This window comes from Rhodoferax ferrireducens (assembly GCF_003347515.1).
Taxonomy (GTDB): Bacteria; Pseudomonadota; Gammaproteobacteria; order Burkholderiales; family Burkholderiaceae_C; genus Rhodoferax.
Window position 1 is genome coordinate 1 of sequence record NZ_QEII01000264.1, and the last position, 23184, is coordinate 23184.

Annotated in this window: 21 protein-coding genes and 1 pseudogene; 7 read left to right on the plus strand and 15 right to left on the minus strand. The window is 60.2% G+C overall.

The window, feature by feature from the left end; all coding sequences use genetic code 11:
* Positions 1–448: 448 nt before the first annotated feature.
* Genes phnE through phnC form a run of 4 tightly spaced genes read right to left on the minus strand, consistent with a single transcriptional unit; the run spans position 449 to position 4123 of the window.
* Positions 449–1216, minus strand: coding sequence for a phosphonate ABC transporter, permease protein PhnE (gene phnE, locus C5P05_RS10355; protein WP_114969766.1), 768 nt, complete (start codon positions 1214–1216; stop codon positions 449–451).
* Positions 1216–2184: a phosphonate ABC transporter substrate-binding protein gene (gene phnD / locus C5P05_RS10360; RefSeq protein WP_114969767.1), complete on the minus strand. Its 969-nt coding sequence runs from the start codon at positions 2182–2184 to the stop codon at positions 1216–1218. Before phnD (C5P05_RS10360) ends, phnE begins: the two co-directional genes overlap by 1 nt.
* Positions 2185–2226: 42 nt before the next feature.
* The gene (gene phnD, locus C5P05_RS10365; RefSeq protein WP_114969768.1) at positions 2227–3198 is read right to left on the minus strand and encodes a phosphonate ABC transporter substrate-binding protein; all 972 of its coding nucleotides are present in this window, start codon (positions 3196–3198) and stop codon (positions 2227–2229) included.
* Positions 3199–3241: 43 nt separating this feature from the next.
* On the minus strand, positions 3242–4123 hold the full coding sequence (gene phnC / locus C5P05_RS10370; RefSeq protein WP_114969769.1) for a phosphonate ABC transporter ATP-binding protein: 882 nt from the start codon (positions 4121–4123) through the stop codon (positions 3242–3244).
* Between the two features lie 157 nt (positions 4124–4280).
* On the opposite strand from phnC, the gene C5P05_RS10375 reads away from it, so the two are divergent.
* Positions 4281–5450 (plus strand): MFS transporter, encoded by a 1170-nt coding sequence (locus C5P05_RS10375; RefSeq protein ID WP_114969770.1) that lies wholly within the window; start codon positions 4281–4283, stop codon positions 5448–5450.
* Here C5P05_RS10375 and C5P05_RS10380 read toward each other — a convergent pair.
* The 4 genes from C5P05_RS10380 to metX form a co-directional block, all read right to left on the minus strand.
* Positions 5447–6283 carry an alpha/beta hydrolase gene (locus C5P05_RS10380; protein WP_114969771.1) on the minus strand — a complete coding sequence of 279 codons (837 nt, stop codon included), beginning with the start codon at positions 6281–6283 and terminating at the stop codon, positions 5447–5449. The genes C5P05_RS10375 and C5P05_RS10380 overlap by 4 nt on opposite strands.
* Positions 6284–6352: 69 nt before the next feature.
* Positions 6353–7846: a M20 family metallopeptidase gene (locus C5P05_RS10385; RefSeq protein ID WP_114969772.1), complete on the minus strand. Its 1494-nt coding sequence runs from the start codon at positions 7844–7846 to the stop codon at positions 6353–6355.
* 48 nt (positions 7847–7894) lie between these two features.
* Positions 7895–8476 (minus strand): methionine biosynthesis protein MetW, encoded by a 582-nt coding sequence (gene metW, locus C5P05_RS10390; protein ID WP_114969773.1) that lies wholly within the window; start codon positions 8474–8476, stop codon positions 7895–7897.
* Positions 8473–9618: a homoserine O-succinyltransferase MetX gene (metX, locus tag C5P05_RS10395; protein WP_114969862.1), complete on the minus strand. Its 1146-nt coding sequence runs from the start codon at positions 9616–9618 to the stop codon at positions 8473–8475. The genes metW and metX overlap by 4 nt, the downstream gene beginning before the upstream one ends.
* A 406-nt stretch (positions 9619–10024) precedes the next feature.
* Here metX and C5P05_RS10400 point away from each other — a divergent pair, with 406 nt between their 5' ends.
* The gene (locus C5P05_RS10400) at positions 10025–11227 is read left to right on the plus strand and encodes an ammonium transporter (RefSeq protein WP_114969774.1); all 1203 of its coding nucleotides are present in this window, start codon (positions 10025–10027) and stop codon (positions 11225–11227) included.
* Between the two features lie 115 nt (positions 11228–11342).
* Here the strand turns inward: C5P05_RS10400 and C5P05_RS10405 are convergent, their stop codons facing one another.
* Positions 11343–13496, minus strand: coding sequence for a putative bifunctional diguanylate cyclase/phosphodiesterase (locus C5P05_RS10405; RefSeq protein WP_114969775.1), 2154 nt, complete (start codon positions 13494–13496; stop codon positions 11343–11345).
* Between the two features lie 115 nt (positions 13497–13611).
* Here C5P05_RS10405 and C5P05_RS10410 point away from each other — a divergent pair, with 115 nt between their 5' ends.
* The 3 genes and pseudogenes from C5P05_RS10410 to C5P05_RS10420 form a co-directional block, all read left to right on the plus strand.
* Positions 13612–14196, plus strand: a complete 585-nt coding sequence (locus C5P05_RS10410; RefSeq protein WP_114969863.1) for a sigma-70 family RNA polymerase sigma factor — start codon at positions 13612–13614, stop codon at positions 14194–14196.
* The gene (locus C5P05_RS10415) at positions 14196–14432 is read left to right on the plus strand and encodes a zf-HC2 domain-containing protein (RefSeq protein ID WP_114969864.1); all 237 of its coding nucleotides are present in this window, start codon (positions 14196–14198) and stop codon (positions 14430–14432) included. Before C5P05_RS10410 ends, C5P05_RS10415 begins: the two co-directional genes overlap by 1 nt.
* A gap of 217 nt (positions 14433–14649) precedes the next feature.
* A pseudogene (locus tag C5P05_RS10420) lies at positions 14650–15063 on the plus strand (RNA recognition motif domain-containing protein); the annotation flags it as partial.
* 130 nt (positions 15064–15193) lie between these two features.
* Here C5P05_RS10420 and C5P05_RS10425 read toward each other — a convergent pair.
* Genes C5P05_RS10425 through C5P05_RS10440 form a run of 4 tightly spaced genes read right to left on the minus strand, consistent with a single transcriptional unit; the run spans position 15194 to position 18154 of the window.
* Complete coding sequence (locus C5P05_RS10425) at positions 15194–15970, minus strand: SDR family oxidoreductase (RefSeq protein WP_114969777.1); 777 nt, start codon at positions 15968–15970, stop codon at positions 15194–15196.
* Positions 15971–15987: 17 nt separating this feature from the next.
* A complete protein-coding gene (lptC, locus tag C5P05_RS10430; protein WP_114969778.1) occupies positions 15988–16608 on the minus strand; it encodes an LPS export ABC transporter periplasmic protein LptC in 621 nt (206 codons plus the stop codon).
* A complete protein-coding gene (locus C5P05_RS10435; protein ID WP_114969779.1) occupies positions 16605–17153 on the minus strand; it encodes a KdsC family phosphatase in 549 nt (182 codons plus the stop codon). The genes lptC and C5P05_RS10435 overlap by 4 nt, the downstream gene beginning before the upstream one ends.
* On the minus strand, positions 17153–18154 hold the full coding sequence (locus tag C5P05_RS10440; protein WP_114969780.1) for a KpsF/GutQ family sugar-phosphate isomerase: 1002 nt from the start codon (positions 18152–18154) through the stop codon (positions 17153–17155). The genes C5P05_RS10435 and C5P05_RS10440 overlap by 1 nt, the downstream gene beginning before the upstream one ends.
* A gap of 44 nt (positions 18155–18198) precedes the next feature.
* On the opposite strand from C5P05_RS10440, the gene C5P05_RS10445 reads away from it, so the two are divergent.
* Both C5P05_RS10445 and C5P05_RS10450 read left to right on the plus strand, forming a co-directional pair.
* Positions 18199–20184 (plus strand): cation:proton antiporter, encoded by a 1986-nt coding sequence (locus C5P05_RS10445; RefSeq protein ID WP_114969781.1) that lies wholly within the window; start codon positions 18199–18201, stop codon positions 20182–20184.
* Between the two features lie 67 nt (positions 20185–20251).
* The gene (locus C5P05_RS10450; protein WP_114969782.1) at positions 20252–20806 is read left to right on the plus strand and encodes an adenine phosphoribosyltransferase; all 555 of its coding nucleotides are present in this window, start codon (positions 20252–20254) and stop codon (positions 20804–20806) included.
* 15 nt (positions 20807–20821) lie between these two features.
* On the opposite strand, the gene C5P05_RS10455 is transcribed toward C5P05_RS10450, so the two are convergent.
* Positions 20822–21430, minus strand: coding sequence for a hypothetical protein (locus C5P05_RS10455; RefSeq protein ID WP_232834431.1), 609 nt, complete (start codon positions 21428–21430; stop codon positions 20822–20824).
* Positions 21431–21691: 261 nt separating this feature from the next.
* Positions 21692–23101: a tRNA uridine-5-carboxymethylaminomethyl(34) synthesis GTPase MnmE gene (mnmE, locus tag C5P05_RS10460; protein WP_114969784.1), complete on the minus strand. Its 1410-nt coding sequence runs from the start codon at positions 23099–23101 to the stop codon at positions 21692–21694.
* Positions 23102–23184: the final 83 nt, after the last annotated feature.

Here is a 23184-nt window from a genome sequence, read left to right on the forward strand (position 1 = left end):
TCGTCAGCTTCTACAACAGCCAGCGGTTGCACTCCACACTGGGCAACTTGCCACCCAATGCTTTCGAGCAGAAATCGGCAATCAAACAACCTATCGGTCTGTACGAAAAAACTTGACCAGGACAGTTTCATTTGTCTGAACGATAGCCCAGTAGACCATGCGCCTGAGTGTCAGCTCCCGCTGCACTCCTATTAACAATTTTCACGCTGCCAGCGTCAGCAATGTGGATTTAACGCAGCCAATTGAGCGACAGCTTTATGGACCCTCGACAGTGAAGAATTTTCTGCCCGTAAGCTGCCTCTGGCCGGTACCCGCTGCTGGTCGGTACTTGTCATTGGCGCATCAAACTCGAATGACTCGTGCCGCTTCGGCAACAGCCATTCAAGGAAAGACCGAAAAATGGCGCCTAAGGCCAGCCATTGAACCCCAGTCGCGCCAATTGCCTCCTTCAAATCAGCGATTTGCGAATCCGCGCAGAAATCACATCAATCACCGTCACAGTCACAATGATGATGATCATCACGGCGCAGGTCTCTGCGTATTGAAAGCCGCGGATGATTTCCCACAGGATGACGCCGATGCCGCCGGCCCCGACCATGCCCACCACCGAGGCCGAGCGCACATTTGACTCGAACCGGTACAGCGAATATGAAATCCACAGGGGCAACACCTGCGGGATGATGCCGTAGACAATTTCCTCCAACGCGTTAGCGCCGGTGGCGCGAATGCCTTCGACTGGCTGGGAGTCAATGGACTCCACCGCCTCCGAAAACAGCTTGGCCAGAATGCCGGTGGTGTGCACAAACAGGGCGAGCACACCGGCGAAGGGGCCCAACCCGACGGCCACGATAAACAGCATGGCAAACACCATTTCATTGATGGCGCGGGCCGCATCCATCAGGCGGCGAATGGGCTGGTAAATCCACCAGGGTGCAATATTGGAGGAGGACAGCAAGCCCAGTGGCACCGCAAACACAACGGCCAGGGCGGTGCCCCACAGTGCGATTTCCAGGGTGACGATCATTTCCTGCAGATACAGCCGCCAGTCGCCAAATTTGGGTGGGAAAAAGTCGGCGGCATAGGTGGCCATGTTGCCGGCGTCGCGCACCAGATCGAACGGACGCATATCGGCACCCCGCCAGGAGCCGGCCAGCAAGGCCAGCAGCAGGCCCCATGTGAACAAGCCAAACAGGCTGGTGCGGGATGCCACGCGCATTACTGCACCTTGCCCAGCGTCGCCAGCTGCTTGTCAATGTCGGCCAGCTTGCTTTGTTTGTCGGTGGCCGCCAGTGTCATATCGGCTTCAAATTTGTTGCGCGCCTTGAACAGCTCCAGCTGGCGAATGGGGAGGAGCTGGTTGTTGCTGGAGGCCTTGAAGCCGGAGAGCTTGGAGAGCTTGAACAAGGCATCCTTTTCCTGCTGGCCGCCCTGACCGTAGCTGTAGAAGAAGTCGCGCACTTTGGCCTTGGTGGCTTCGGGCAGGTCTTTGCGAATGACCAGCGGGTCCAGCGGGATCAAAGGGGAGGTCCAGATGACGCGGATGTCGTTGAACTTCTCGGGCAGCTTGTCTTTCAGCTTGTCCAGGTTTTCGCTGTTGTTGGTGGCCACGTCGACCTGTTTGTTCGCGACGGCCAGCGCGTTGGACTCATGGTTGGCGCCGCGCGTCAGCTTGAAAAAGGTCTTGGCATCGATCCTGTTCTGGGCAAACACGTAATAGCTCGGCACCAGAAAGCCGGAGGTGGAGTTCGGGTCGCCATTACCGAAAGACAGGTTCTTGCCCTGCTTGAGCATGTCGTCCAGTGTTTTGAGGGGGCTGTCCTTGTGGACGATCAGGTGCGAGTAATAGCCTTGTGTGCCATCGGCGTTGACCATTTGGGCAAACACCTCACCGCCGGCGCGGTCCACCGCTTCCATCGCCGACTTGTTGCCAAACCAGGCCACATGCACCTTGTTGAAGCGCATGCCTTCGATGATGCCGGCGTAGTCCGAGGCAAAAAAAGCGCTGACCTTCATGCCGGTCTTTTTGGCCATGCCATCCAGAATCGGCTGCCAGTCCGACTTCAGGTTTTGCGACGATTCGGTCGAGATGATGCCGAAATTGATTTCCTTCAATTCCTGGGCCGCCACCGGGTTCAGGGCGATGAGCGTGGCACCGGCCAGGCCGGCGAACAGTTTCTTGATCATGGGAAGTTCCTGTAAAACAGTTGGACAGAGGAGAGATTTGAATCAGGACTTGGCGAGCTCGCTCAATTTGCGGCTGATGTCGTCCAGGCGGGTTTTCTTTTCTTCGGCCTGCAGGTTGGCATCGGCCTCCAGCTTGATTTTTTCCTTGAACAACTCAAGCTGGCGCACTGGCTTGAGTTGCGCATTGCTGGAGTCCTGAAAGCCGCCGAGCGTAAGTTTGTTCAGCAGCGCCTTTTCACGCGCCGCATCCGGCCCGGACTTGCCGTAGGCCAGAAAGAAATCCTTGATTTTTGCTTTGACGTCCGGCGGCAAGTCTTTGCGCCACACCAGCGGGTCGGAAGCAATCAGGGGCGATTTCCATATCTGGCGTAACTGATGGGCGATGTCGGGCTGGCGCGTCTGGATGCGCTCCAGCACATCGGAGCTATGCACTGCGGCGTCCACCTGCTTGTTGGCGATGGCCATGATGTTGGTTTCATGGTTGGCACCGCGCACCGCCTTGAAGGCGGTTTTGGGGTTGACATTGTTGAGGGCAAAAACATAGTAGCTCGGTACCAGAAAGCCGGAGGTGGAGTTGGGATCGCCCATGCCAAAACTCATGTTTTTGGCGTTCTTGAAGATGTCGTCGAGCGTGTTGTAGGGGCTGTCCTTGTGCACGCTCACGAAGCTGTAATAGCCGAGCGAGCCATCGGCATTGATGGTCTGCGCAAAAATCTCGCTGTTGGCGCGCTCCACGGCTTCAATTGCGGATTTGTTGCCCAGCCAGGCAAACTGCACTTTATTGAAGCGCATGCCTTCGATCACGCCCGCATAGTCCGGCGCAAAAAAAGCCGTGACCTTGATGCCGAGTTTTCGGCTCATGTCGTTGATCACAGGCTGCCAATCCTGCTTGAGATTTTGCGATGATTCGGTGGACAGGATGCCGAAGTTCATTTCCCGCACTTCCTGGGCCACCACGGGATTGATGGCGATGAGCATGGCAGCGGCCAGCCCGGCGAGTCGTTTCTTGATCATGGATAAGTCCTTCAAAAAAAGCGGTACCAATGCGTTGCAGAAGTCAGGCCGCGCAGGCCAGCGGGGCACGCGCTGCCAGCGATGCCGGCCAGGCTAGGTGCGGCAGGGCGCGCCCGCTGTCTTGCAGGCTGGAGATGTGGTCGCCCAGCGCCAGGATGTCGTCGGCGTCGGCACCATAGAGTTCGCGCAGCAGGGTAGGCGTCAGCGCCACCGACGGACCGTCATAGACGATGCGGCCCTGGTGCAGGGCGACGGTGCGGGGGCAATACTTCATGGCGACGTTCACTTGGTGCAGCGACACCACCACCGTGCATTGGTCTTCGCGGTTGACGCGCGCCAGGATGTCCATGACCTTGCGCGAGGATTCGGGATCGAGCGAGGCAATCGGTTCATCGGCCAGGATTACCTTGGCGCCCTGCACCATGGCGCGCGCAATGGCGGCGCGCTGCTGCTGGCCGCCCGACAGGGTCGAGGCGCGCTGGCCGCAGCACTCGGCGATGCCGACGCGCCTCAATGCCTCCACGCCGCAGGCCACTTCAGCCGGCGTGAACCAGCGCAGCAGACTGCGCCACAAAGGCACGCGGTGCAGCGTGCCGGCCAGCACATTGACGATGACGGGCAGCCGGTCCACCAGATTGAATTGCTGAAAGACAAAACCCACGCCGGCGCGGGTCTGGCGGATATCGGACGCGATTTTTCCGTTTTGCTGCACAGTCTTGCCGTGGATCTGGATCAGACCCTGGCCCGCGCCGTCGCCCGCCATGAGGCCGGCCATGTGGCGCAGCAGGGTGGATTTGCCCGAGCCGGAGGCGCCAATCAGCGCCACCATCTCACCGGCTTTGATATTCAGATGAATATCGTGCAGCGCCTTGCGTCCGCCGCGAAATGTCTTGTTCAGTGCATTGATGTTGATGGCCGTGCCCATGGTGACTCCTGTTGGAAGCGCCTAAGTTAACGGGGCAATATGTCAAATAGATGTCGGATCAGGCGGTGATTTGTTGGCGCGCTGAATCTGGCTTGAGCATGTGCGCCGTCAAACCGGTGAAAATGCAAGTCTCTTTTTTGCACGGCCCTACCTCCCCATGAACCGACACCTCTGGCTGCTGGCCATCTGCCAGGGACTTTTCCTGACCAACAATGTCACCTTCATCGCCATCAACGGTCTGGTGGGCTTGAGTCTGGCGCCGCTGGGCTGGATGGCGACCTTGCCCGTCATGGGCTATGTGGTCGGCGGGGCGCTGTCGACCGGGCTGGTGGCCACCACGCAGCATCGCTTCGGGCGCAAGCTGTCGTTTCAATTGGGCCTGCTGGTGGCGCTGGCCTCGTGCCTGCTGTGTGCCTACGCCGCCGTCAACAAGAATTTCTGGCTCTTGTGTGCGGCCACCGTGGTTGCGGGGTACTACAACGCCAACGCCAATTTGTACCGGTTTGCCGCAGCCGAACTTGCCGGCGCCGCCTGGCGCGAAAAAGCCGTGTCGCTGGTGATGGCCGGCGGTTTGATCGGCGCGGTGCTGGGCCCCAACTTGGCCCAGCACACCCGCACGCTGACGGATGTGCCCTTTGCCGGCGCCTACCTGGCCTTGGCCGGGGTCGCCGTGCTGGCGATGGCCGTGCTGACCTTCATTGATTTTCCGCCGCCGCCCGTGAAAAACTCAACGGACAGCGGCCGTCCGCTGGCCGAGATCATGCGGCAACCAGCCTTCATTGTGGCGGCGGCCGCGGGCGCCTTGGGCTTTGGCGTGATGAACCTGCTGATGGCTGCCACGCCGCTGGCCATGCAGCAATGCGGTCTGCCGTTTTCCGATGTGGCCCTGGTGCTGGAGTGGCATGTGATCGGCATGTTCGCGCCGGGGTTCTTCACCGGCCATTTGATCAAGCGCTTTGGCGCGTTGCCCATCATGGGCGTGGGCGTGGTGCTCAATGCGCTGTGCATTGCCGTGGCCCTCTCCGGCGTGGACCTGCACCAGTTTTTGATCGCCTTGCTCCTGCTGGGCGTCGGGTGGAATTTTCTGTTCACGGGCAGCACCACGCTGTCGCTGCAAACCTACACGCCCGAGGAAAAAGACCGGGCGCAAGGGGCCCTGAATTTCTTTGTCTTCGCCACCTTGGCCTTGAGTTCATTTGCCTCCGGTGTGCTGGTCACCACGCGCGGCTGGGCACTGCTGAATTACGGCTCGCTGGTGCCCGTGGCGCTGACCGGCGCGGCACTGGTCTGGCTCAGCCTGCAGCAGCGCCGGGCGCTGGCAACTTAAAAGCGGGCGTCCAGCCATGCCCTGAGCTCGGCAAAAACGGGCGCGGGCTTGAGCTCATTGAATATCTCGTGGTAGAGCGCCTCGAAGCAACGGGAACTCACCACCTTTTTCGGCGCCGCCGCCGCGAAAGCCCGGCTGCCGGCCGGGTTAACCAGTTGGTCGGCCCCGGCGTACAGCAGCAGGGTCGGCACCTTCCAATCAGGCGCCTGCGCCAAGGTGGCTGGCCCGCTATCCGCAATGAAGCGCGCAAGCCGGCCCGAGATGCGGTCATGCACCCGCTTGTCGGCGCGGTAGGCGGCGACCACGGCCGGATCATGCGAAATCAGCGCGGGGTCCAGCCCGTTGCCCACGCGCAAGTTGGGTGCGAGTTTTGGCACGATCGCCAGCAGCAACTTCTGCAGCCAAGTGAGCCCCGGGTCCAGCGCCGGCGAGGACAGGACCAGCGCCTCCACCGGGCGCAGGCCCAGCGCCACGAAGCGCGCGGCCACCAGTCCACCCAGGCTGTGGCCCAACAGAATCAGTGGTGTGCCGGAAGCCATGCGCACCCGGGTGCTGTCCACAATGTCGGCCAAATCGTCCAGCAGCCGGCTGTCCGTGGGCAGGCCGCCACGGGGTCCGCCCGAGTCGCCATGGCCATACTGGTCATAACCGCGCACCGCAAAACCCCAGTTGTTGAGCTGATGGGCTACAAGGTCGTAGCGGCCGGCATGTTCGCCCAGGCCATGCACCAGCAGGACGACACCGCGCAAGCTTGTTTCCGGGTCTAGCGGCCAGTCCTGGATGGCGAGGTTGTCACCATCGAGGGACACAAAAGTGGAGAGTGTGCTGTCCATGCGTGAATCAATAAGTTGCCTGCAATAAGGCTTGCAGAAACCGGGCCAGGAGCGTCGTGCCGGGTCAGGTCAGGGGATTTGGGCGATGACCTGGGCCACGGCCGCCGTCAGCTTCTTGGCGTAGGGCACATGCAAAAACTCGTTGGGTCCGTGCGCGTTGCTCTTGGGGCCGAGTACGCCACAGACCATCATCTGCGCCTTCGGAAAACCCTTGGACAGCATGTTCATGAGGGGAATGGTGCCGCCTTGGCCGATGTAGCCGCAGGGGGCGTCAAAGTAGGTTTGTGATGCGGCGCTCAGCGCCTGCTCGAACCACGGGGCCGTGCCGGGTGCATTCCAGCCCGTGGCACTGCCTTCGCCTTCAAAGGTGACGCGGGCTTGGTAGGGCGCGTTGTCTTCCAGCAAGGTCTTCAATTGCTGCACCGCCGTGGCGGCATCCACCAGCGGTGGCAGGCGCAGGCTGAGCTTGAACGCGGTGTAAGGCCGCAGCACGTTGCCGGCGTTCTTGAAATCCGGAAAGCCCTCGGCGCCGGTCACGCTGAGAGTGGGCGCCCAGGTGCGGTTCAGCAAGGCTTGCACCGGGTCGGTGGTGGTGGGCAGGGCAAACTGGGTGGAACCGCCGCAGTCGTAGTGCGCCCAAGGGAAGCGCTTGTATAACTCGTCGCCCAAAATCGCCGCCGTCGCCCGGGCTTGGGCCAGGCGGTCGGCCGGCACCTCGCAATGAAACGAGGCCGGCAGCATGCGACCGGTGGCGCTGTCTTCCAGCCGGTCCAGCACCTGGCGCATGATGCGAAAACTGGAGGGCACCAGGCCGCTGGCATCGCCCGAATGCACGCCTTCGGTCAGGATTTCGACCTTCAACACGCCGCTGGCCATGCCGCGCAAGCTGCTGGTGAGCCAGAGCTGCTCGTAGTTGCCGGCGCCCGAGTCCAGGCAGATGACCAGCGCCACGTCGCCCAGACGGGTGCGCAAGGCGTCGATGTAGGGCAGCAAATCGTAGGAGCCGCTTTCTTCGCAGGTCTCGATCAAGCCGACGATGCGCGGGTGCGCCGCATTTTGGCTCTTGAGCGCCTGAATGGCGGCCAGGCTGGCGTACACCGCGTAGCCGTCATCGGCGCCGCCGCGACCGTAGAGCTTGCTGTCTTCATACTTGGGCGTCCACGGCCCGAGGTCGCTGCGCCAGCCGGTGAATTCGGGTTGCTTGTCGAGGTGGCCGTACATCAGCACGGTCTGCCCGGAAACCGCTTTTGCCGGGCCGCCTGCGTCGTTGGCCGCGCCGGTTGAGGCGGGCACCTCGAAAAAAAGCACCGGCGTGCGGCCCTCCAGCCGGATGATTTCCAGCGTCAGGCCTTCGACCTTCTGCGACTGGACCCAGGTCGCCGCGTCCCACATGGCCGTGTCAATGAAGCCGTTTTGCGCCCAATCGGCGTCAAACGCGGGCGACTTGGCGGGGATGCGGATGTAGTCTTCGAGCCGATGGACGATATCGTCGTCCCAAGCGCGGGTCACCTCGCTCAGTACTTGCGCGGCGTTCAGTGTGGATTCGGGTACTCGGGCATTCATGAAGAATTCCTTGGGCGGTAATTGAAAACTGCTGTCCATCATGACACCTTAGCGCGACAAGGTATAGACCGAGGTGCCCGCCAGCAGGTTGGGGCAGAAGCGCACGGTGCGCCCATCCTGCAGGCCGAAGCTGTCCAGCACTTTCAACTTGCTGCGCTCGGCCAGCTGCGCCAGGTCGGCATGGGTGCCGACGCGGATGTTGGGCGTGTCGTACCACTGGTAGGGCAGGCGGCGCGTCACCGGCATGCGGCCCTTCAGCACACTCAGGCGGTTCGGCCAGTGCGCAAAATTGGGGAAGGCGACGATGCCGATGCGCCCCACGCGCACGGTCTCGCGCAGCATCACCTCGGCGTTGCGCAGGTGTTGCAGGGTGTCAATCTGCAGCACCACGTCAAATGAGGCATCGGCGAACAGGTTCAGCCCTTCGTCCAGATTGAGCTGGATGACGTTGACACCACGCTTGACGCAAGCCAGCACGTTGGCATCCGCAATCTCGATGCCGTAGCCAGTGCAGCCGCGCGTTTGTTGCAGATGCGCCAGCATGGCGCCGTCGCCGCAGCCCAGGTCAAGAACGCGGGACCCTTCGGGCACCATCCGGGCAAGGGACTGCATCGTGGCCAGATCGCTCATACCGCCACCTCTTGGATAATGCTATTAAAATAAGAGCGTACTACGCCCATGTAGCGTGCGTCATCGAGCAAAAAGGCATCATGTCCGTGGGGAGCGTCGATTTCAGCGTAGCTGACGTCGCGTCGGTTGTCGAGCAGGGCCTTGACGATTTCGCGGCTGCGTTTCGGCGCAAAGCGCCAGTCGGTGGTGAAGCTCACCAGCAAGAATTTGCAGGTGGCCCGCGCCAGCGCGTGGCTCAGATCGCCGCCATAGGTGCGGGCCGGGTCAAAGTAGTCGAGCGCCCGGGTGATCAGCAAATAGGTGTTGGCATCAAAGTACTCGGCAAACTTGTCGCCCTGGTAGCGCAGGTAGCTTTCGATCTGGAACTCGACCTCCTGCGTGCTGTAGAGATAGGCACCCAGGTCCCCATCCTTGCTGACGGCGCGCAGCTGGCGCCCAAACTTCTCATTCATCACATCGTCACTCAGGTAGGTGATGTGGCCAATCATGCGGGCGATGCGCAAGCCCCGCTTGGGCACGGTGCCGTGCTCGTAAAAATGCCCGCCATGAAAATCCGGGTCGGTCACGATGGCGCGGCGCGCCACTTCGTTGAAGGCGATGTTCTCGGCCGTCAGGTTCGGCGCGCTGGCCACCACCACGGCGTGGCGCACGCGCTGCGGGTATTGCAGCGCCCAACTCAGCGCCTGCATGCCGCCCAGGGAGCCACCCATCACGGCCGCCAGGGTCTGGATGCCCAAGGCGTCCAGCAATCGGGCCTGGGCGTTGACCCAGTCTTCGACCGTGACCACGGGAAAATCGGCGCCATAGACGCGGCCGGTGTCCGGGTTCACATGCATGGGCCCGGTGGAGCCGAAGCAGGAGCCCAGGTTATTGACGCCGATGACGAAGAGTTTGTTCGTGTCCAGCGGCTTGCCCGGGCCAATCATGTTGTCCCACCAGCCCTCGGACTTCTCTTGGCCGGCGTAGACACCCGCCACATGGTGCGAGGCATTCAGGGCATGGCAGATCAGCACGGCATTGGATTTGTCGGCATTGAGGGTGCCGTAGGTCTCGAAACTCAGTGAATAGTCGCGAAGGGCAGCGCCGCTTTGCAAGGGCAAAGCGTCAGCAAAGTGCATGGACTGTGGTGTGGCAATCAACATAAAAAAACCCGGCAACGCTTTACGCGGGGCCGGGTTACCTGGTGGAGTGACGGTGGCCGTGTTTAGCTGAATTTCGAAGCTCATCGGCTTCGGCGCCCGCAATCCTGGATCAAATCGGCGCAAAAGGTGAGTATAAATCCAAGTCTAGGCTCCATTGAGCGAATGGCCAGCCCGGTCCGGTTACCTGCAGCCCTGCGGCGGCCCCTTCTCCAGCGCAAGACAACAAGGGCTGACACCCGGTTTTTTCCTCGTCGCGCGACGCGGAAGAGCCGCCATCAGTCCTGATTTGCACAGATTTGGATCGTTTGGCACAGCTTTGGCGTGAATTTTGCTTTAGTTTGGTGCGTTTAAAGTATTTTCAATATAAACGCACCAATACAACTCATTTCACCCCAAAGAGGTTCTCATGGAAGCACTAAAACAGGGCGCAGACACCCTGTTCATTCTTCTTGGCGCAGTCATGGTGCTGGCCATGCACGCTGGTTTTGCATTTCTGGAGCTCGGCACTGTGCGCCGCAAGAACCAGGTCAATGCCCTGGTCAAAATTTTGGTGGATTTTTCCGTCTCCACCGTGGTTTATTTCATGGTCGGCTACGGTGTGGCCTACGGCACCAGCTTCTTTGTGGGCGCCGAACAACTGATGGCCAAAAACGGCTACGAGCTGGTCAAGTTCTTCTTCTTGCTGACCTTTGCGGCGGCGATTCCGGCCATCATCTCGGGCGGCATTGCCGAGCGCGCCAAGTTCTGGCCGCAACTGATTGCCACCGCCGTGATTGTGGGCTTCATCTACCCCTTCTTCGAGGGCATTGTGTGGAACCAGCACTTTGGCGTGCAGGCCTGGATCAAGGGCCTCGCGGGCGAAGAGTTTCATGACTTTGCCGGCAGTGTGGTGGTGCATGCGGTGGGCGGCTGGATCGCGCTGCCCGCCGTCATGCTGCTGGGTGCCCGCGCCAACCGCTACCGCAAGGATGGCGGCATCTCGGCGCATCCGCCCTCCAGTATTCCCTTTCTGGCCCTGGGCGCCTGGGTGCTCACCGTCGGCTGGTTTGGTTTCAATGTCATGAGCGCCCAAACCCTGGACAAAATCTCGGGGCTGGTAGCCGTGAACTCACTCATGGCCATGGTCGGCGGCACGCTGGCCGCACTGATTGCCGGCAAGAACGACCCCGGTTTTGTCCACAACGGCCCGCTCGCCGGCCTGGTGGCCGTGTGCGCCGGCTCGGACCTGATGCACCCGCTGGGCGCGCTGGTGGTGGGCGCGGTGGCGGGGGGCATTTTTGTCTTCATGTTCACGCTGACGCAAAACAAATGGAAGATCGACGATGTGCTGGGAGTCTGGCCGCTGCACGGGCTGTGTGGCACCTGGGGCGGCATTGCAGCCGGCATTTTCGGCAGCAAAGCCCTGGGTGGTTTGGGCGGGGTTACGCTGGGCGCTCAGCTCATCGGCACGGCCATGGGTGTCGTCTGGGCCGTGGCGGGGGGGCTGGTGGTTTACGGCGTGCTCAAGAGCTCCATGGGTTTGCGCCTAAGCCAGGAAGAAGAATATGACGGGGCTGACCTGTCAATCCACAAGATCAGCGCCACGCCGGAGCGAGAAGCCAACTGGTAGTGCCCAAGGGATTGGCGCCGCGAGCGCCACCCGTGGCTGCTGTTGCTATCTAGTTAGTAGCTGCTTGCGCTTATTCGGTGTGGGCTAGCGGTCAATTTGATTCGAACTTTGTCGTTCATGCCGGGACCGGTCCCAGGCCGGTAAACCAGGCCTGCAGCGCCTTTCCGTGCAGCGGGCCGCTGCCCAGATTGCCCTGCATCACATCACAGCCCAAGCGCGTGACGGTTTCTTTTTCGGCTTCGGTTTCCACTCCCTCGGCGGTGACCAGCAGGCCCATGCCGTGGCCCATTTCAATCATGGACTTGACCAGGCGCTGCGTCGCCGGCAGGACATCGACGTGGCCTACAAAACTCCGGTCAATCTTGAGCTCACTTACCGGCAGTTGCTGCAGGTAAGCCAGGGACGAATAACCGGTGCCGAAGTCGTCAATTGACAGCTGCACGCCAAGTTGACCCAGGGCATGCAGCACAGCGACGCTGTGTTGCGGGTCTTCCATCAGGCCACTCTCGACGATTTCCAGGCGCAGTCGCCGCGGGTCCACGCCGTGCAATTCGATCAGCTGTTTGACGCGGCTGCAAAACTTCGGGTCCTGCAAATCCCGCGTGCTCACGTTGACGCTGATGCTGAGTTCCGGGTGATGGGGTGCCCAAAGCGCCAGGATGTGCAGGGCTTCACCCAGCATCCAGGTCGTGACAATGCCGATGTAGCCGGTTTGCTCGGCAAAGGGCACGAACTCGGCCGGTGATACAAAACCCCGTTGCGGATGTTGCCAGCGCACCAGCGCTTCGGCCCCTACAGCCCGGCCTGTGCTCAGTGAAAACTTGGGCTGCAACCACATTTGCAGTTGGGACGTGGCCACTGCCACGCGCAAGTCGGATACCAGGCCCAGATGGCTCAGGCGCGCCGCTTCCTGGGCTTCGCTGTACCAGGCAAACCGCACGGCGGCCCGTTTTGCGGCGTGCAGGGCGACCTCGGCGTTGCGCAACAGGGTGCTCACCGGGCGCGGCGCATTTTGCCCCGTCGAGTCGGCAAAACCATAGTCCAGACTCAAGTCCACGCTGTAGCCACTGCACAGCACCGGCTGCGCCATGGCCTGTTCAAGCTGCAGACGCAAACGTTCCACCGTGGGGCGGTCCGGGGCACTGAACGACACTGCGAACCGGCCACCCGCCAGATGGGTTACCAGTGGATAGTGGCCACCGATCAGCCCGCTGCTTGCCGCCCGCTTGACCACCGTGTCGGCGCGCTGCGCCACTTCCTTGATTAAAGTGTCGCCTGTGGCAAAACCCAGACTTTCGTTGATGGTCTTCAGGCGCGCCAGGTCGATCAACATCAGGCAGTTGTTGCGGCCTTCCTGTTCCGCCGTGGGTTTGAGCAAGTAGGTGCGGTTGGGCAGACCGGTTAGTGGGTCACGAAATGCCAGGTTTTCAATGTCTCGCTCCCGTGCGGCGATGGCCGTTGTCATGGTGGTTAGCGCCTGGCCCACCCGATTCACTTCTTCGGCGCTAGTGGCCAGCACCGGACTGGAATAATCGCCCCCGGCAATACGCAGAGCCGTGGCCTCCAGCTGGGCCAACGGCGTCACCACACTGCGCGTCGTGCGCAACGCCAGCACAATGGCCAGCATCACGGCCAGCAGTGACAGCATCGCCACCCACTTGGCCAGTTGCTCGAAGCTTTTCTGGGCCTGCAGCATCTGCCGTTCCACCCGCTCACGTTCGCGGTTGATCAGCGTGTTGGATTCAATCAGCATTTCTTCAAGCGAAGGCTGCACTTGCTCGGTATAGACACGCATGGCGGCCTTCGGGCGATCTCGCTCGATCTCAGCCACCGTGGCCTTGAACGCTTTGGAATAGGCCGCGCGGGCGGCCACCAGGCGCTGCAATGTACTTTCCTGCGCCGGGTCGTCCAGCAGATCCGCCAGCGAGGCGATGATGCCTTCGATGCGGCGGTTGCGTTCGTCTACCTCGGTGTATTCAAGAACACGGTGTTCACGTGGCGCGTTCATCAGGCGCAACAAGGCGTTGCCGGCACCCTCGGTATACAGCGAGAGGGTTTGTACGCGCAGAAGGCGCTGCATATCCTGGGTGGCAAAACGTTGGGTCAGGTGCGTGATGGATCGAATTTCCAGGCTGGCCAAGGCCAGCGCCATTAGCATCAAAGCTACCACCGATCCAAAACCCAGCGCCAGCCGCCAACCCAGGCGGCGCGGCCAGAGCCGGGCCCCGACGGGACGTGGGTTGACGCTTTCACCATTTGAGCGTTTCATGCCCCGATATTGTGCACGTCAGCCGTGCATGCCGCCACTGGCCAGCTGCTCACTGGCGCGACTGCTTGTGCAGTTCCTGCACGCCGGCCAATCGCTTTACACTGCAATGGCCACCATGACTATCGCCGCCACGCCCTCCTTTGAACAGCAACTGATCGACCACCGCAGCTATTTGCTGCGTTTTGCCCGACTGCAGTTGCGAAACGAGACGTGGGCTGAGGATGCCGTGTCTGAAACCGTGCTGGCGGCACTGGCCAAACCACAGTCATTCGCCAATCGTTCGCAGCTCAAGACCTGGCTGATTGGCATTTTGAAGCATAAGGTGATCGACGCGTTACGGCATCACAGCCGTGAGGTCTGCGGTCTTGACGGCTCTGGCGATGACGACGCTGACCCGCTGGACTTCATCGGGTTCAAGGCGGACGGGCACTTCTCACAGGCCCCGTCAGAATGGGGCAACCCCGAGCAGCAGATCAGCAGTCGGCAGTTCTTCGAAGTACTGGATGCCTGCGCCAGCAAGCTGCCAGCCAGTCAGGGACGCTTGTTCCTGATGCGGGAGTGGCTGGAGCTTTCCAGCGAAGAAATTTGTAAGGAATTGAGCCTGACACCGACTAACTTATATGTTCAGTTGCATCGTGCCCGGCTTAGGCTGCGCGAGTGCCTGGAGCTGAACTGGTTTGCCAACCGGAACTCTACATGATGCCTTTTCAACGAACCTGTAAAGAAGTCACTGCGTTGGTGATTGCGCGGGAAGACCGTGCACTACCATGGCGTGATCGGTTGGCGCTACGTCTGCACATGGCGATTTGTACCGCGTGTCCCACTTTTGAGCGTCAGGTGCTCACCATGCGTCGCGCCATGACGCAGTGGCGAAATTATGACGATCAAGAGACGCCGTCCCCAAACACCGAAGATCCGCCACGGCGCCTATCCTGATCAGGCGGCTTGACACCGTTCTCCATCTTCCAGCAAAAAAGATTGTGAAAATATAAAACTTGACGCATAATTAACTTGTATTGTCGGAAATCGGTTGTACAAGTTTGCGGTGTTTAGTCAGTTTCGCGTCTGCTTTAAGTCTTCATTGTTTTGTTGATTGCGGGGTATAGCGGTTTTGGACTCCATCGCGTTTTGAGTCATTTTGAGGAGTCCTTTCATGGGCAACAAACTTTACGTAGGCAACCTGCCTTACACTTTCCGTGACGAAGACCTGCAGCAAGCATTCGCTGCACACGGTACTGTCACTAGCGCCAAGGTCATGATGGAACGTGACACCGGCCGCTCCAAAGGCTTCGGCTTTGTGGAAATGGGCAGCGATGCTGAAGCACAAGCTGCTATCAACGGCATGAACGGTCAACAATACGGTGGCCGTGGCCTCGTGGTTAACGAAGCCCGTCCGATGGAAGCTCGTCCTCCCCGCACTGGCGGCGGCGGCTTCGGTGGTGGTGCTGGCGGCGGCGGTTACGGCGGCGGTGCTGGCCGTAGCGGCGGCGGTGGCGGCGGCGGTTACGGCGGCGGTGCTGGCGGCGGCGGTGGCCGTAGCGGTGGCGGCGGCGGTTACGGCGGTGGCCGTAGCAGCTACTAAGCAGTCGACTGGCTTTACGCCAATCAAAATAAAAGGGCCCTTGTGGCCCTTTTATTGTTTCAAGCTGTTTTCAATTCACTGCACTCACTCAAGGTGACAAGTCAGGGGCTGTTGCTCAGAGATCTGGGCCGCGTGGTTTTCGGGGGCGTCCGGCAAAAGCGCTGTCAAATAGCCAGTTGGGCAACAACCGTAACACCTTGGCCACTATCCCCATTTGCCAGGGGATCACGCGATAACTGACGCCAGCCTCAATTGCCCTAAATGCCTTTTCCGCAAATTCATCCGGGTGCATCAGAAAGGGCATGGAATAGGTATTCTTCTTCGTCAACGGGGTATCGATATAACCTGGGCACAAGGTCACCACTTTTACGCCACTGCCTCGGAGTTCTCCGCGAAGACACTCACAGTAGCTGATCATGGCCGCCTTGCTTGGGCAATTTGCGCCATGGCCGGGAAAGCCCCGGATACCGTTGACGCTGCCAATCCCCACCACGGCGCCCGAGCCGCGTTGGATCATGGTGTTCAGAAAAGGGTGAAATGTTGCAGCCGTGCCTGTGTTATTGGTGGCAAACGTTCGGGCGATCACATCAATATCGGCTCGCTGGGTCGTGTCTACGCCGACGCTGATCCCGGCACAGGCGACTACAACGTCGGGGACACCCTGCTGCATCAGGCAGGCCTGGCCCGCAGCAAATATGCTGTCCGGTACGGCGACGTCAGCACTGTAAATTCGATGGCGATTGGCGGCTATCTGTCGAATACCAGCCCATGTGTTGACCTCCTGCGTGCGTCGCGCCACCAAGGCGAGCGAATAACCCGCTTGATAAAAACGCCAAGCCAGCGCCTGACCAATGCCACTGGATGCGCCCGTGATAAAAACGAGTTTGGACATACTCTTAGGTTGGCTATCTATTTCTTGGCGGCGTCAGGCACCAGCGTGCCTTTGACACGCCCTTTGAGCTGCATCACGCGGTCCAGGTTATCGAAATCCATCGAATCTGCGGTGAATACATCGTTCCCGCGTATCAGTTCCACCGGTTTGTGCGATTTGACGCGTTCAGTATTCATGAATGCATGCAAAAATTCGCCGCGAAACTCCATGCGCGGCTGGGGTTGCCCGGCGATATCTGGCGCGGGCTCGCGCACCACCCGCGCATCGCCAAACAACTGCACTTCCGACGCATCCCCGTTGGTCAACGCGCGTCGGGCGGTCGCCGTTGTCAGACGCCCCTCTTCGTTGAACGAGCGAATACGCACCGAATCGATTTCCAGCGTGTCGGTGTCAGGGTAGTGGCGGGCATAAGTTCCCAGCACTTCACTTTTGAGCCTGCCCGTGCCGTCAAACGTCTTGACTGAAAATTTGCGCATGAAATAGTCCGGCTCATGCCGCGCTGGTGCCTCTTTCTCTGGCTGCATTAGCATCGGTGTGCTGCGCACCAGCCAATAGGTTCCCAGTGCCAGCATCGCCATGAGAATTATGGGTAAGTAGAGCGACAGGCGCTCCCACACCACGCGCACGAGCTTGATCACCGCGCAGTTTCCTCCAGCAGGCGCGCGTACTTGCCGCTGGCAATAAGAAGCAGGTCGCACAACTCTCTGACCGCCCCATTGCCGCCCTTGGCCCTTGTCACGTAATGCGAAACCGCCTTGACCTCCACATGCGCATTGTGCGGCGCGCAGGCCAGTGCACAGCGCCGCATCATCGCAAGATCGGGCCAGTCGTCACCCATCGCCGCGGCTTGGCCCCAGTCCAGCCCCAAGGCGGCGAGTGTTTGCTCGGCGGCGGGATGTTTGTCTTCGGTGCCGTAATGCACATGGTCAATGCCCAAGGCCGCAAGGCGCAAGCGCAGGGGTGTCGAGTCGCGCCCCGTAATAATTGCGGGGATGATGCCAGCACGTTGAAGCAGCTTGAGGCCATGGCCGTCCAGCGTGTTGAAGCGCTTGATCGTTTCCCCCGTTTCCGTGTAGTGCAAACCGCCGTCGGTCAGGACTCCGTCCACATCGAAGAAAACCACGCAAATGCCTTGTGCCTTGAGCAACAACTCAGGCGGAAAATTGAGTGCAGGGTCAGCCATCAGATCACCTTGGCACGCATCAGGTCGTTGCTATTGAGTGCGCCGCACAAGCGGCCCGCCGTGTCCAGCACCAGTACACTGGTAATTCGGTGCTGCTCCATCAATTCGGCGGCCTCCACGGCCAGGGCATCGCTGGCGATGGTACTGGGCTTGGGGTGCATGACCTGTTGCGCCGTGGTGGCGCGCAAATCGATGCCTTTTTCAACCAGGCGGCGCAAGTCACCATCTGTAAAAATTCCCAGCACTGCCAAATTGGCATCCACGATGGCCGTCGCCCCCAGGCCCTTGGCGCTCATCTCGCGCATTAACTCGCTGAAACTGGCTTGCGGTCCAACTTGGGGCACGTTATCACCGGTGCGCATCACATCGCTGACGTGCGTGAGCAGCTTGCGTCCCAAGGCGCCGCCGGGATGGGAACGCGCAAAATCCTCAGCCTTGAAGCCGCGCGCGTCCAGCAGGGCCACGGCCAGTGCATCACCCATCGCAAGCTGCGCCGTGGTGCTCGCCGTGGGCGCCAAATTCAAAGGGCAGGCTTCTTTCTCGACCCCGCAGTCCAGAAAAATATCCGCATGACAGGCCAGCGTCGATTCAGCTTTGCCAGTCATGGCAATCAAGGGGGCTCCCATGCGTTTCAGCATTGGCAGAATGGCGGTCAATTCTTCTGATTCACCGCTGTTCGAAATGGCCAATACAAGATCGACGGGCTTGATCATGCCGAGATCGCCGTGGCTGGCCTCGGCCGGATGCACGAACATGGCGGGTGTTCCCGTCGAGGCCAGCGTGGCGGTGATCTTTCGCCCAATATGGCCGCTTTTGCCTATCCCCATCACCACTACTCGACCCCGCACCCGAAGCATCATCTCCACCGCACGAGAAAACGAGTCACCCAGGCGCCGTTTCAAACCCAGCACAGCTGCAGCTTCGATGTCCAGTGTTTCCTGCGCCAGACGGATGGCGCGCGCCGGTTGAAATGTCGATATTGGCGTGTGTTGTTGTGTCATGGTCGGATATTATCGGTCGGCGCATCGCTTGTTAGTATCTAGGGGTGAGCCCTCTGGAACTGACCCTACTTTATTTGCTGGCCGCCGTACTGGGCGTGGTTGCCTGTCGCTCCTTGAAGCTTCCCCCGATGCTGGGCTATCTGGCTGTAGGCGTGGTCATCGGGCCCAATGCGCTAGCCGTGGCAAAAAACGCCGACGGCGTGCGCCATCTGGGTGAGTTCGGGGTGGTTTTCCTGATGTTTGTCATTGGGCTTGAATTCAATCTGCCCAAACTGCGCGCCATGCGCAATCATGTATTTGGACTGGGTTTTTTCCAGGTGTTGCTGACCATGCTCGGCGCCACCGCTGCCGTCCTGATTCTGGCGAAGATGGCGCCAGGCCTCTGGGCCATGGGTTGGCAGACGGCCTTGGCCCTGTCCGGCACCCTTGCGATGAGTAGCACGGCAATTGTGGTCAAGCTGATGAACGAACGCCTCGAAATGGAGTCGGAGCACGGCAAGCGCGTCATGGGTGTGCTGCTGTTTCAGGATCTGGCCGTCGTCCCATTGCTGGTATTGATCCCGGCGTTAGGGGCTACCGGGGAGCAGTTGTTTTCGACGTTGGGCGTCGCGACCCTCAAGGCCGCCATAGTAATTACCTTGCTATTGGTAGGTGGTCCGCGCGTGATGCGCTTTTGGTTGACGCTGGTGGCCCGGCGCAAAAGCGAAGAACTGTTTGTCCTGAATCTGCTGCTGATCACCTTGGGGCTGGCCTGGCTGACGGAGCTGGCGGGCTTGAGTCTGGCGTTGGGGGCCTTTATTGCGGGCATGCTGATCTCAGAGACGCAATTCAAACAGCAAGTGGAGACCGATATTCGGCCCTTTCACGATGTCCTTCTGGGCTTGTTTTTCATCAGCATCGGGATGATGCTCGACTGGCGCTTGGTGTTGGAGCGCTGGCCGCTAGTGCTCCTGCTGGTTACGGTGCCGGTGTTGTTCAAGGCCGCGCTGGTTACCTTCCTGGCGCGCGCGTTGGGCGCCACCGCCGGGGTTTCACTGCGCACCGGACTGTACCTTGCTCAAGCGGGTGAATTCGGGTTCGTGCTGCTGACACTCGCCCACGAAAATGCGCTGGTGCCTCCCGCATTGCTCAACCCGATACTGGCAAGCATGGTGCTCTCCATGCTCGCCACGCCGTTCATTATTTTGTACAGCAACCAGGTGGTGATGAAGCTGGTCAGCAGCGAGTGGCTGCAACAGTCCCTGCAAATGACCACCATCGCCCGCAAATCCATCAACGTCAACAAACATGTGATCATTTGCGGCTATGGCCGCTGCGGACAGAACTTGGCGCGCATGCTGGAACTGGAAGGTATTCCGTACATGGCGCTGGACCTGGACCCTGACCGGGTGCGGCAGGCCGCGGCCGCCGGTGACTCGGTAGTTTTTGGCGATGCCGCCCGTCTTCAGGCCCTGATGGCGGCGGGGCTGGCGCGGGCCAGTGCCGTGGTCATTACCTACCTTGAGGTACCGGGCGCCATGAAAGTGCTGGCCCATATCCGGGCCCATGCACCCCAGGTTCCCGCCATCGTTCGCACGCAGGACGACCACGATCTCGAGGCGTTGCGGCAGGCGGGCGCCACCGAGGTGGTCCCCGAGGCGATCGAAGGCTCGCTCATGCTGGCGAGCCACGCACTGGCACTGGTGGGTGTACCCATGCGACGTGTGATTCGCATCGTGCAGGAGCAACGTGATGCCCGCTACAACCTGCTGCGTGGTTATTTTTACGGGGTGGACGACGACCCGGTGGATGAACTCCATCAGGAGCGTCTGTCGTCCCTGACCTTGCCCCTGGCCGCCAAGTCCATTGGTAAACCGCTCAGCCATCTGGCCTTGCACGCATTTGATGTTCGCGTCGTCAGCTTGCGACGCAGCGGCGGCAAGGTCAAGGCGGTGGCATTGGATCCGCTGATTGAAGGCGGCGATACCCTGGTGCTCTCGGGCAAGGCTGAAATGCTGGCTCTCGCCGAGCAAAAACTGCTCAAGGGTTGACCTCGCCATGCGCGGTCGGGATGCGGGCGCGGTGCACAATACGGTTTCAATCCCAACCGGATGATCCATGCAAAACCTCAGTGTCAACCAGTACCTTAGAGATCACATCCGCACCGTGCCTGACTGGCCGGCACCGGGGGTGCAGTTTCGCGACATCACACCGCTGTTGCAGGACGCCAAGGTATTCAGGGTATTGATCGACGCCTTTGTTCAACGCTACACGGATCCAGCCAGGCGCCCTGATGTGGTGGCGGGACTGGATGCCCGTGGCTTCATTTTGGGTGCGGTGATTGCTTATCAACTGAACGTGGGTTTTGTGCCCATCCGCAAGAAGGGCAAACTGCCTTTCACAACGGTGGAAGAAACCTTCGAACTGGAATATGGCAGCGCCACCGTTGAGCTGCATACCGATGCCGTCAAATCCGGTGATCGCGTGCTCTTGATTGATGACCTGATCGCGACCGGCGGCACCATGATGGCCGGCATGAAATTGCTCGAAAAACTGGGGGCTCAAGTGATTGAAGGTGCCGCCCTGGTGGACTTGCCCGAACTTGGTGGCTCCGACAAACTCAGAGCCGCCGGTCTGCCGCTCTATACCCTGATTGATTTCGATGGACGCTGACCGTCGGTGCAAAGTTCAGTTCAAGTCCCCGTACTGGGTCCCGCTGAGCGGCGAGCCGTGACTGCTTGAGTCAACTATTTGCGTGTCTTCAAACTCGGCAGGTGGTGCCGGGTTTCGTCGCCCGGAAGTGACGATCTGGCCGGACGCCCAGCGAGCTGCTGCAGGGGTGACACCGGCCAGCGCCCGTTTGAATGCCGCAACTTCGTCTTCCTGCAACGGTTCATATGCGGGCACCGGTCTGGTCGACGATTCGGATGTTGCAGGTAGGCGCGTGGCCTGGGGTTCTGACACCATGTTGGAAAGGTGATGCGCGCGAACCGCCTGAGTTGACGACAGGCCTGCCGTGACCCGCTCGTTCACGCGCCAGTAGACGGCTGTGACCAGAATGTCATGACGAGTTCTGGCAATTTCGGCCATTCTGGCTTCAATTTCGGCGAGGCGATCGGTGATATCTGTCGACTGCCTGACCAGGTCCATCATGATGAGGTACTGGCGGCCTCGCGCATCGAGTGACAGAACCTTGAATTTGTAACTGGCCGCCAGCACCCCGCTACGAATCATCGAGTCACGCACGACGCTATAGATCAGCTCACGATTCTCAAGGCGCTCGGTTTTGTGATTCACCGCGTGCCCGGCTGGCGTTGGGACAGGTTTGCCCCGAACTCGGTCAGGCGGCATCTGGGGCACCGTGGCCTCTACATATCCCAAGCCGTGACTTTCACGGGTAGATGTAATTTTTGCTGTTTTTTTGCTGGCGAACCAGTCGAATAGTGACATTTTCTTCTTTCAGGTCAGCGCGACACGTCGTTCCGTCCGTGTCCTCCATTGAGCAGGCGTTATTGTGCGGCTGAATGGGTCTTCGTCTTGGGCAAGCACAAAATCAAACTATTTGCCGATGCAAAATTTGGAGAATATCACCCCAAGGAGATCGTCCGAGGTAAATTCACCGGTTATTTGATTCAATGCATTTTGAGCCAGACGCAGCTCTTCAGCCAGCAGGTCCAACGACTGTGCGTTGGCGGCCATATGGTCTCCAGCTTCCCGCAAATGGTCATCCACCCGGCGCAGTGCCTGCACATGGCGCTCGCGGGCAATGTAGACGCCCTCGGGGGCCGACTGCCAGCCCGCAACTTCCAGCAGCTTGCGACGCAAGGTGTCCAGTCCGGCGCCAGTTTTGGCCGACAGCGTCAGTCCCCATGCCCGATCCGGGGCGGCTATGGCATCGGCTTTGTTCCAGATATCAATGACGGGGATGTTTGAAGGCAGTTTTTGGGCTATGGCCCCCGCAATGACCGCATCATCAGCTATGTAATTAATAGCATCCATGCGAGTCAGATCATGCAAGAATAAAACGGCGTCAGCGGCCTCGATGGCGTCCCATGCCCGTGCAATACCGATCTTTTCGATCTCATCGTCACTGTCGCGCAAACCTGCCGTGTCAATGACATGTACCGGCACGCCTTCAATCTGAATGGTTTCTTGCACCTTGTCTCGGGTGGTGCCGGCCACCGGCGTGACGATCGCCAACTCGGCCCCCGCCAGGGCGTTGAGCAGCGAGGACTTGCCTGCATTGGGCTGTCCCGCAATGACCACCTTGATGCCTTCACGCAAGAGCGCGCCTTGGCGCGCTCGCTGGAGCACGTTTTGCAAGGTTTGCTGCAGCTTTGATAGCTGCCCCTGCGCGTCCGCCTTGCGCAGGAAGTCGATTTCTTCCTCAGGAAAGTCCAGCGTCGCCTCCACCAGCATGCGCAGATGAATCAGCGCGTCACGCAGGGTGTGAATTTCCCTAGAGAATGCGCCCGACAGCGACAGGCTGGCGCTGCGGGCCGCAGCCTCGGTGCTGGCGTCAATCAGGTCGGCAATAGCCTCGGCCTGCGCCAGATCGATCTTGTCGTTAAGAAAGGCGCGCTCGGAAAATTCACCCGGCAGCGCCACCCGCAGGCCTGGTAGCCGAGGTACACGCAGGACGGGATCGATTTCGGCAGCGGCTTCGATGCAGCGCGCCAGCAACAGCTGCAACACCACCGGCCCGCCATGCGCCTGCAATTCCAGCACATCCTCTCCGGTGAACGAGTGAGGTGCCGGAAAATAAATGGCCAGTCCCTGGTCAATCGCCAGTCCAGCGCTATCCAAGAACGGGGTGTAAGTCGCATCGCGCGGCTTGAGCGGACGTGAAAAAAGCGCCTGAATCAGCGCTCCGATACTTTTCCCGCTGACCCGCACAATGCCCACGGCACCCCGACCGGGCGCGGTGGCAATGGCGGCAATGGGGTCCTGATGACGCGGCAGGGACATCGCAACTCAGCCGCGGGCCGCTTGCCCCAAGTCAAGTGGCAGCCCGCCGGAAGGCGGTGCCGCACTTGCTGGGACCAGCATAG

Bases quoted from the DNA above. Each gene is read 5' to 3' on its own strand.
- phnE (WP_114969766.1), bottom strand. From the start codon at position 1,216: ATGCGCGTGGCATCCCGCACCAGCCTGTTTGGCTTGTTCACATGGGGC.
- phnD (WP_114969767.1), bottom strand. From the start codon at position 2,184: ATGATCAAGAAACTGTTCGCCGGCCTGGCCGGTGCCACGCTCATCGCC.
- phnD (WP_114969768.1), bottom strand. From the start codon at position 3,198: ATGATCAAGAAACGACTCGCCGGGCTGGCCGCTGCCATGCTCATCGCC.
- phnC (WP_114969769.1), bottom strand. From the start codon at position 4,123: ATGGGCACGGCCATCAACATCAATGCACTGAACAAGACATTTCGCGGC.
- C5P05_RS10375 (WP_114969770.1), top strand. From the start codon at position 4,281: ATGAACCGACACCTCTGGCTGCTGGCCATCTGCCAGGGACTTTTCCTG.
- C5P05_RS10380 (WP_114969771.1), bottom strand. From the start codon at position 6,283: ATGGACAGCACACTCTCCACTTTTGTGTCCCTCGATGGTGACAACCTC.
- C5P05_RS10385 (WP_114969772.1), bottom strand. From the start codon at position 7,846: ATGAATGCCCGAGTACCCGAATCCACACTGAACGCCGCGCAAGTACTG.
- metW (WP_114969773.1), bottom strand. From the start codon at position 8,476: ATGAGCGATCTGGCCACGATGCAGTCCCTTGCCCGGATGGTGCCCGAA.
- metX (WP_114969862.1), bottom strand. From the start codon at position 9,618: ATGTTGATTGCCACACCACAGTCCATGCACTTTGCTGACGCTTTGCCC.
- C5P05_RS10400 (WP_114969774.1), top strand. From the start codon at position 10,025: ATGGAAGCACTAAAACAGGGCGCAGACACCCTGTTCATTCTTCTTGGC.
- C5P05_RS10405 (WP_114969775.1), bottom strand. From the start codon at position 13,496: ATGAAACGCTCAAATGGTGAAAGCGTCAACCCACGTCCCGTCGGGGCC.
- C5P05_RS10410 (WP_114969863.1), top strand. From the start codon at position 13,612: ATGACTATCGCCGCCACGCCCTCCTTTGAACAGCAACTGATCGACCAC.
- C5P05_RS10415 (WP_114969864.1), top strand. From the start codon at position 14,196: ATGCCTTTTCAACGAACCTGTAAAGAAGTCACTGCGTTGGTGATTGCG.
- C5P05_RS10425 (WP_114969777.1), bottom strand. From the start codon at position 15,970: ATGTCCAAACTCGTTTTTATCACGGGCGCATCCAGTGGCATTGGTCAG.
- C5P05_RS10435 (WP_114969779.1), bottom strand. From the start codon at position 17,153: ATGGCTGACCCTGCACTCAATTTTCCGCCTGAGTTGTTGCTCAAGGCA.
- C5P05_RS10440 (WP_114969780.1), bottom strand. From the start codon at position 18,154: ATGACACAACAACACACGCCAATATCGACATTTCAACCGGCGCGCGCC.
- C5P05_RS10450 (WP_114969782.1), top strand. From the start codon at position 20,252: ATGCAAAACCTCAGTGTCAACCAGTACCTTAGAGATCACATCCGCACC.
- mnmE (WP_114969784.1), bottom strand. From the start codon at position 23,101: ATGTCCCTGCCGCGTCATCAGGACCCCATTGCCGCCATTGCCACCGCG.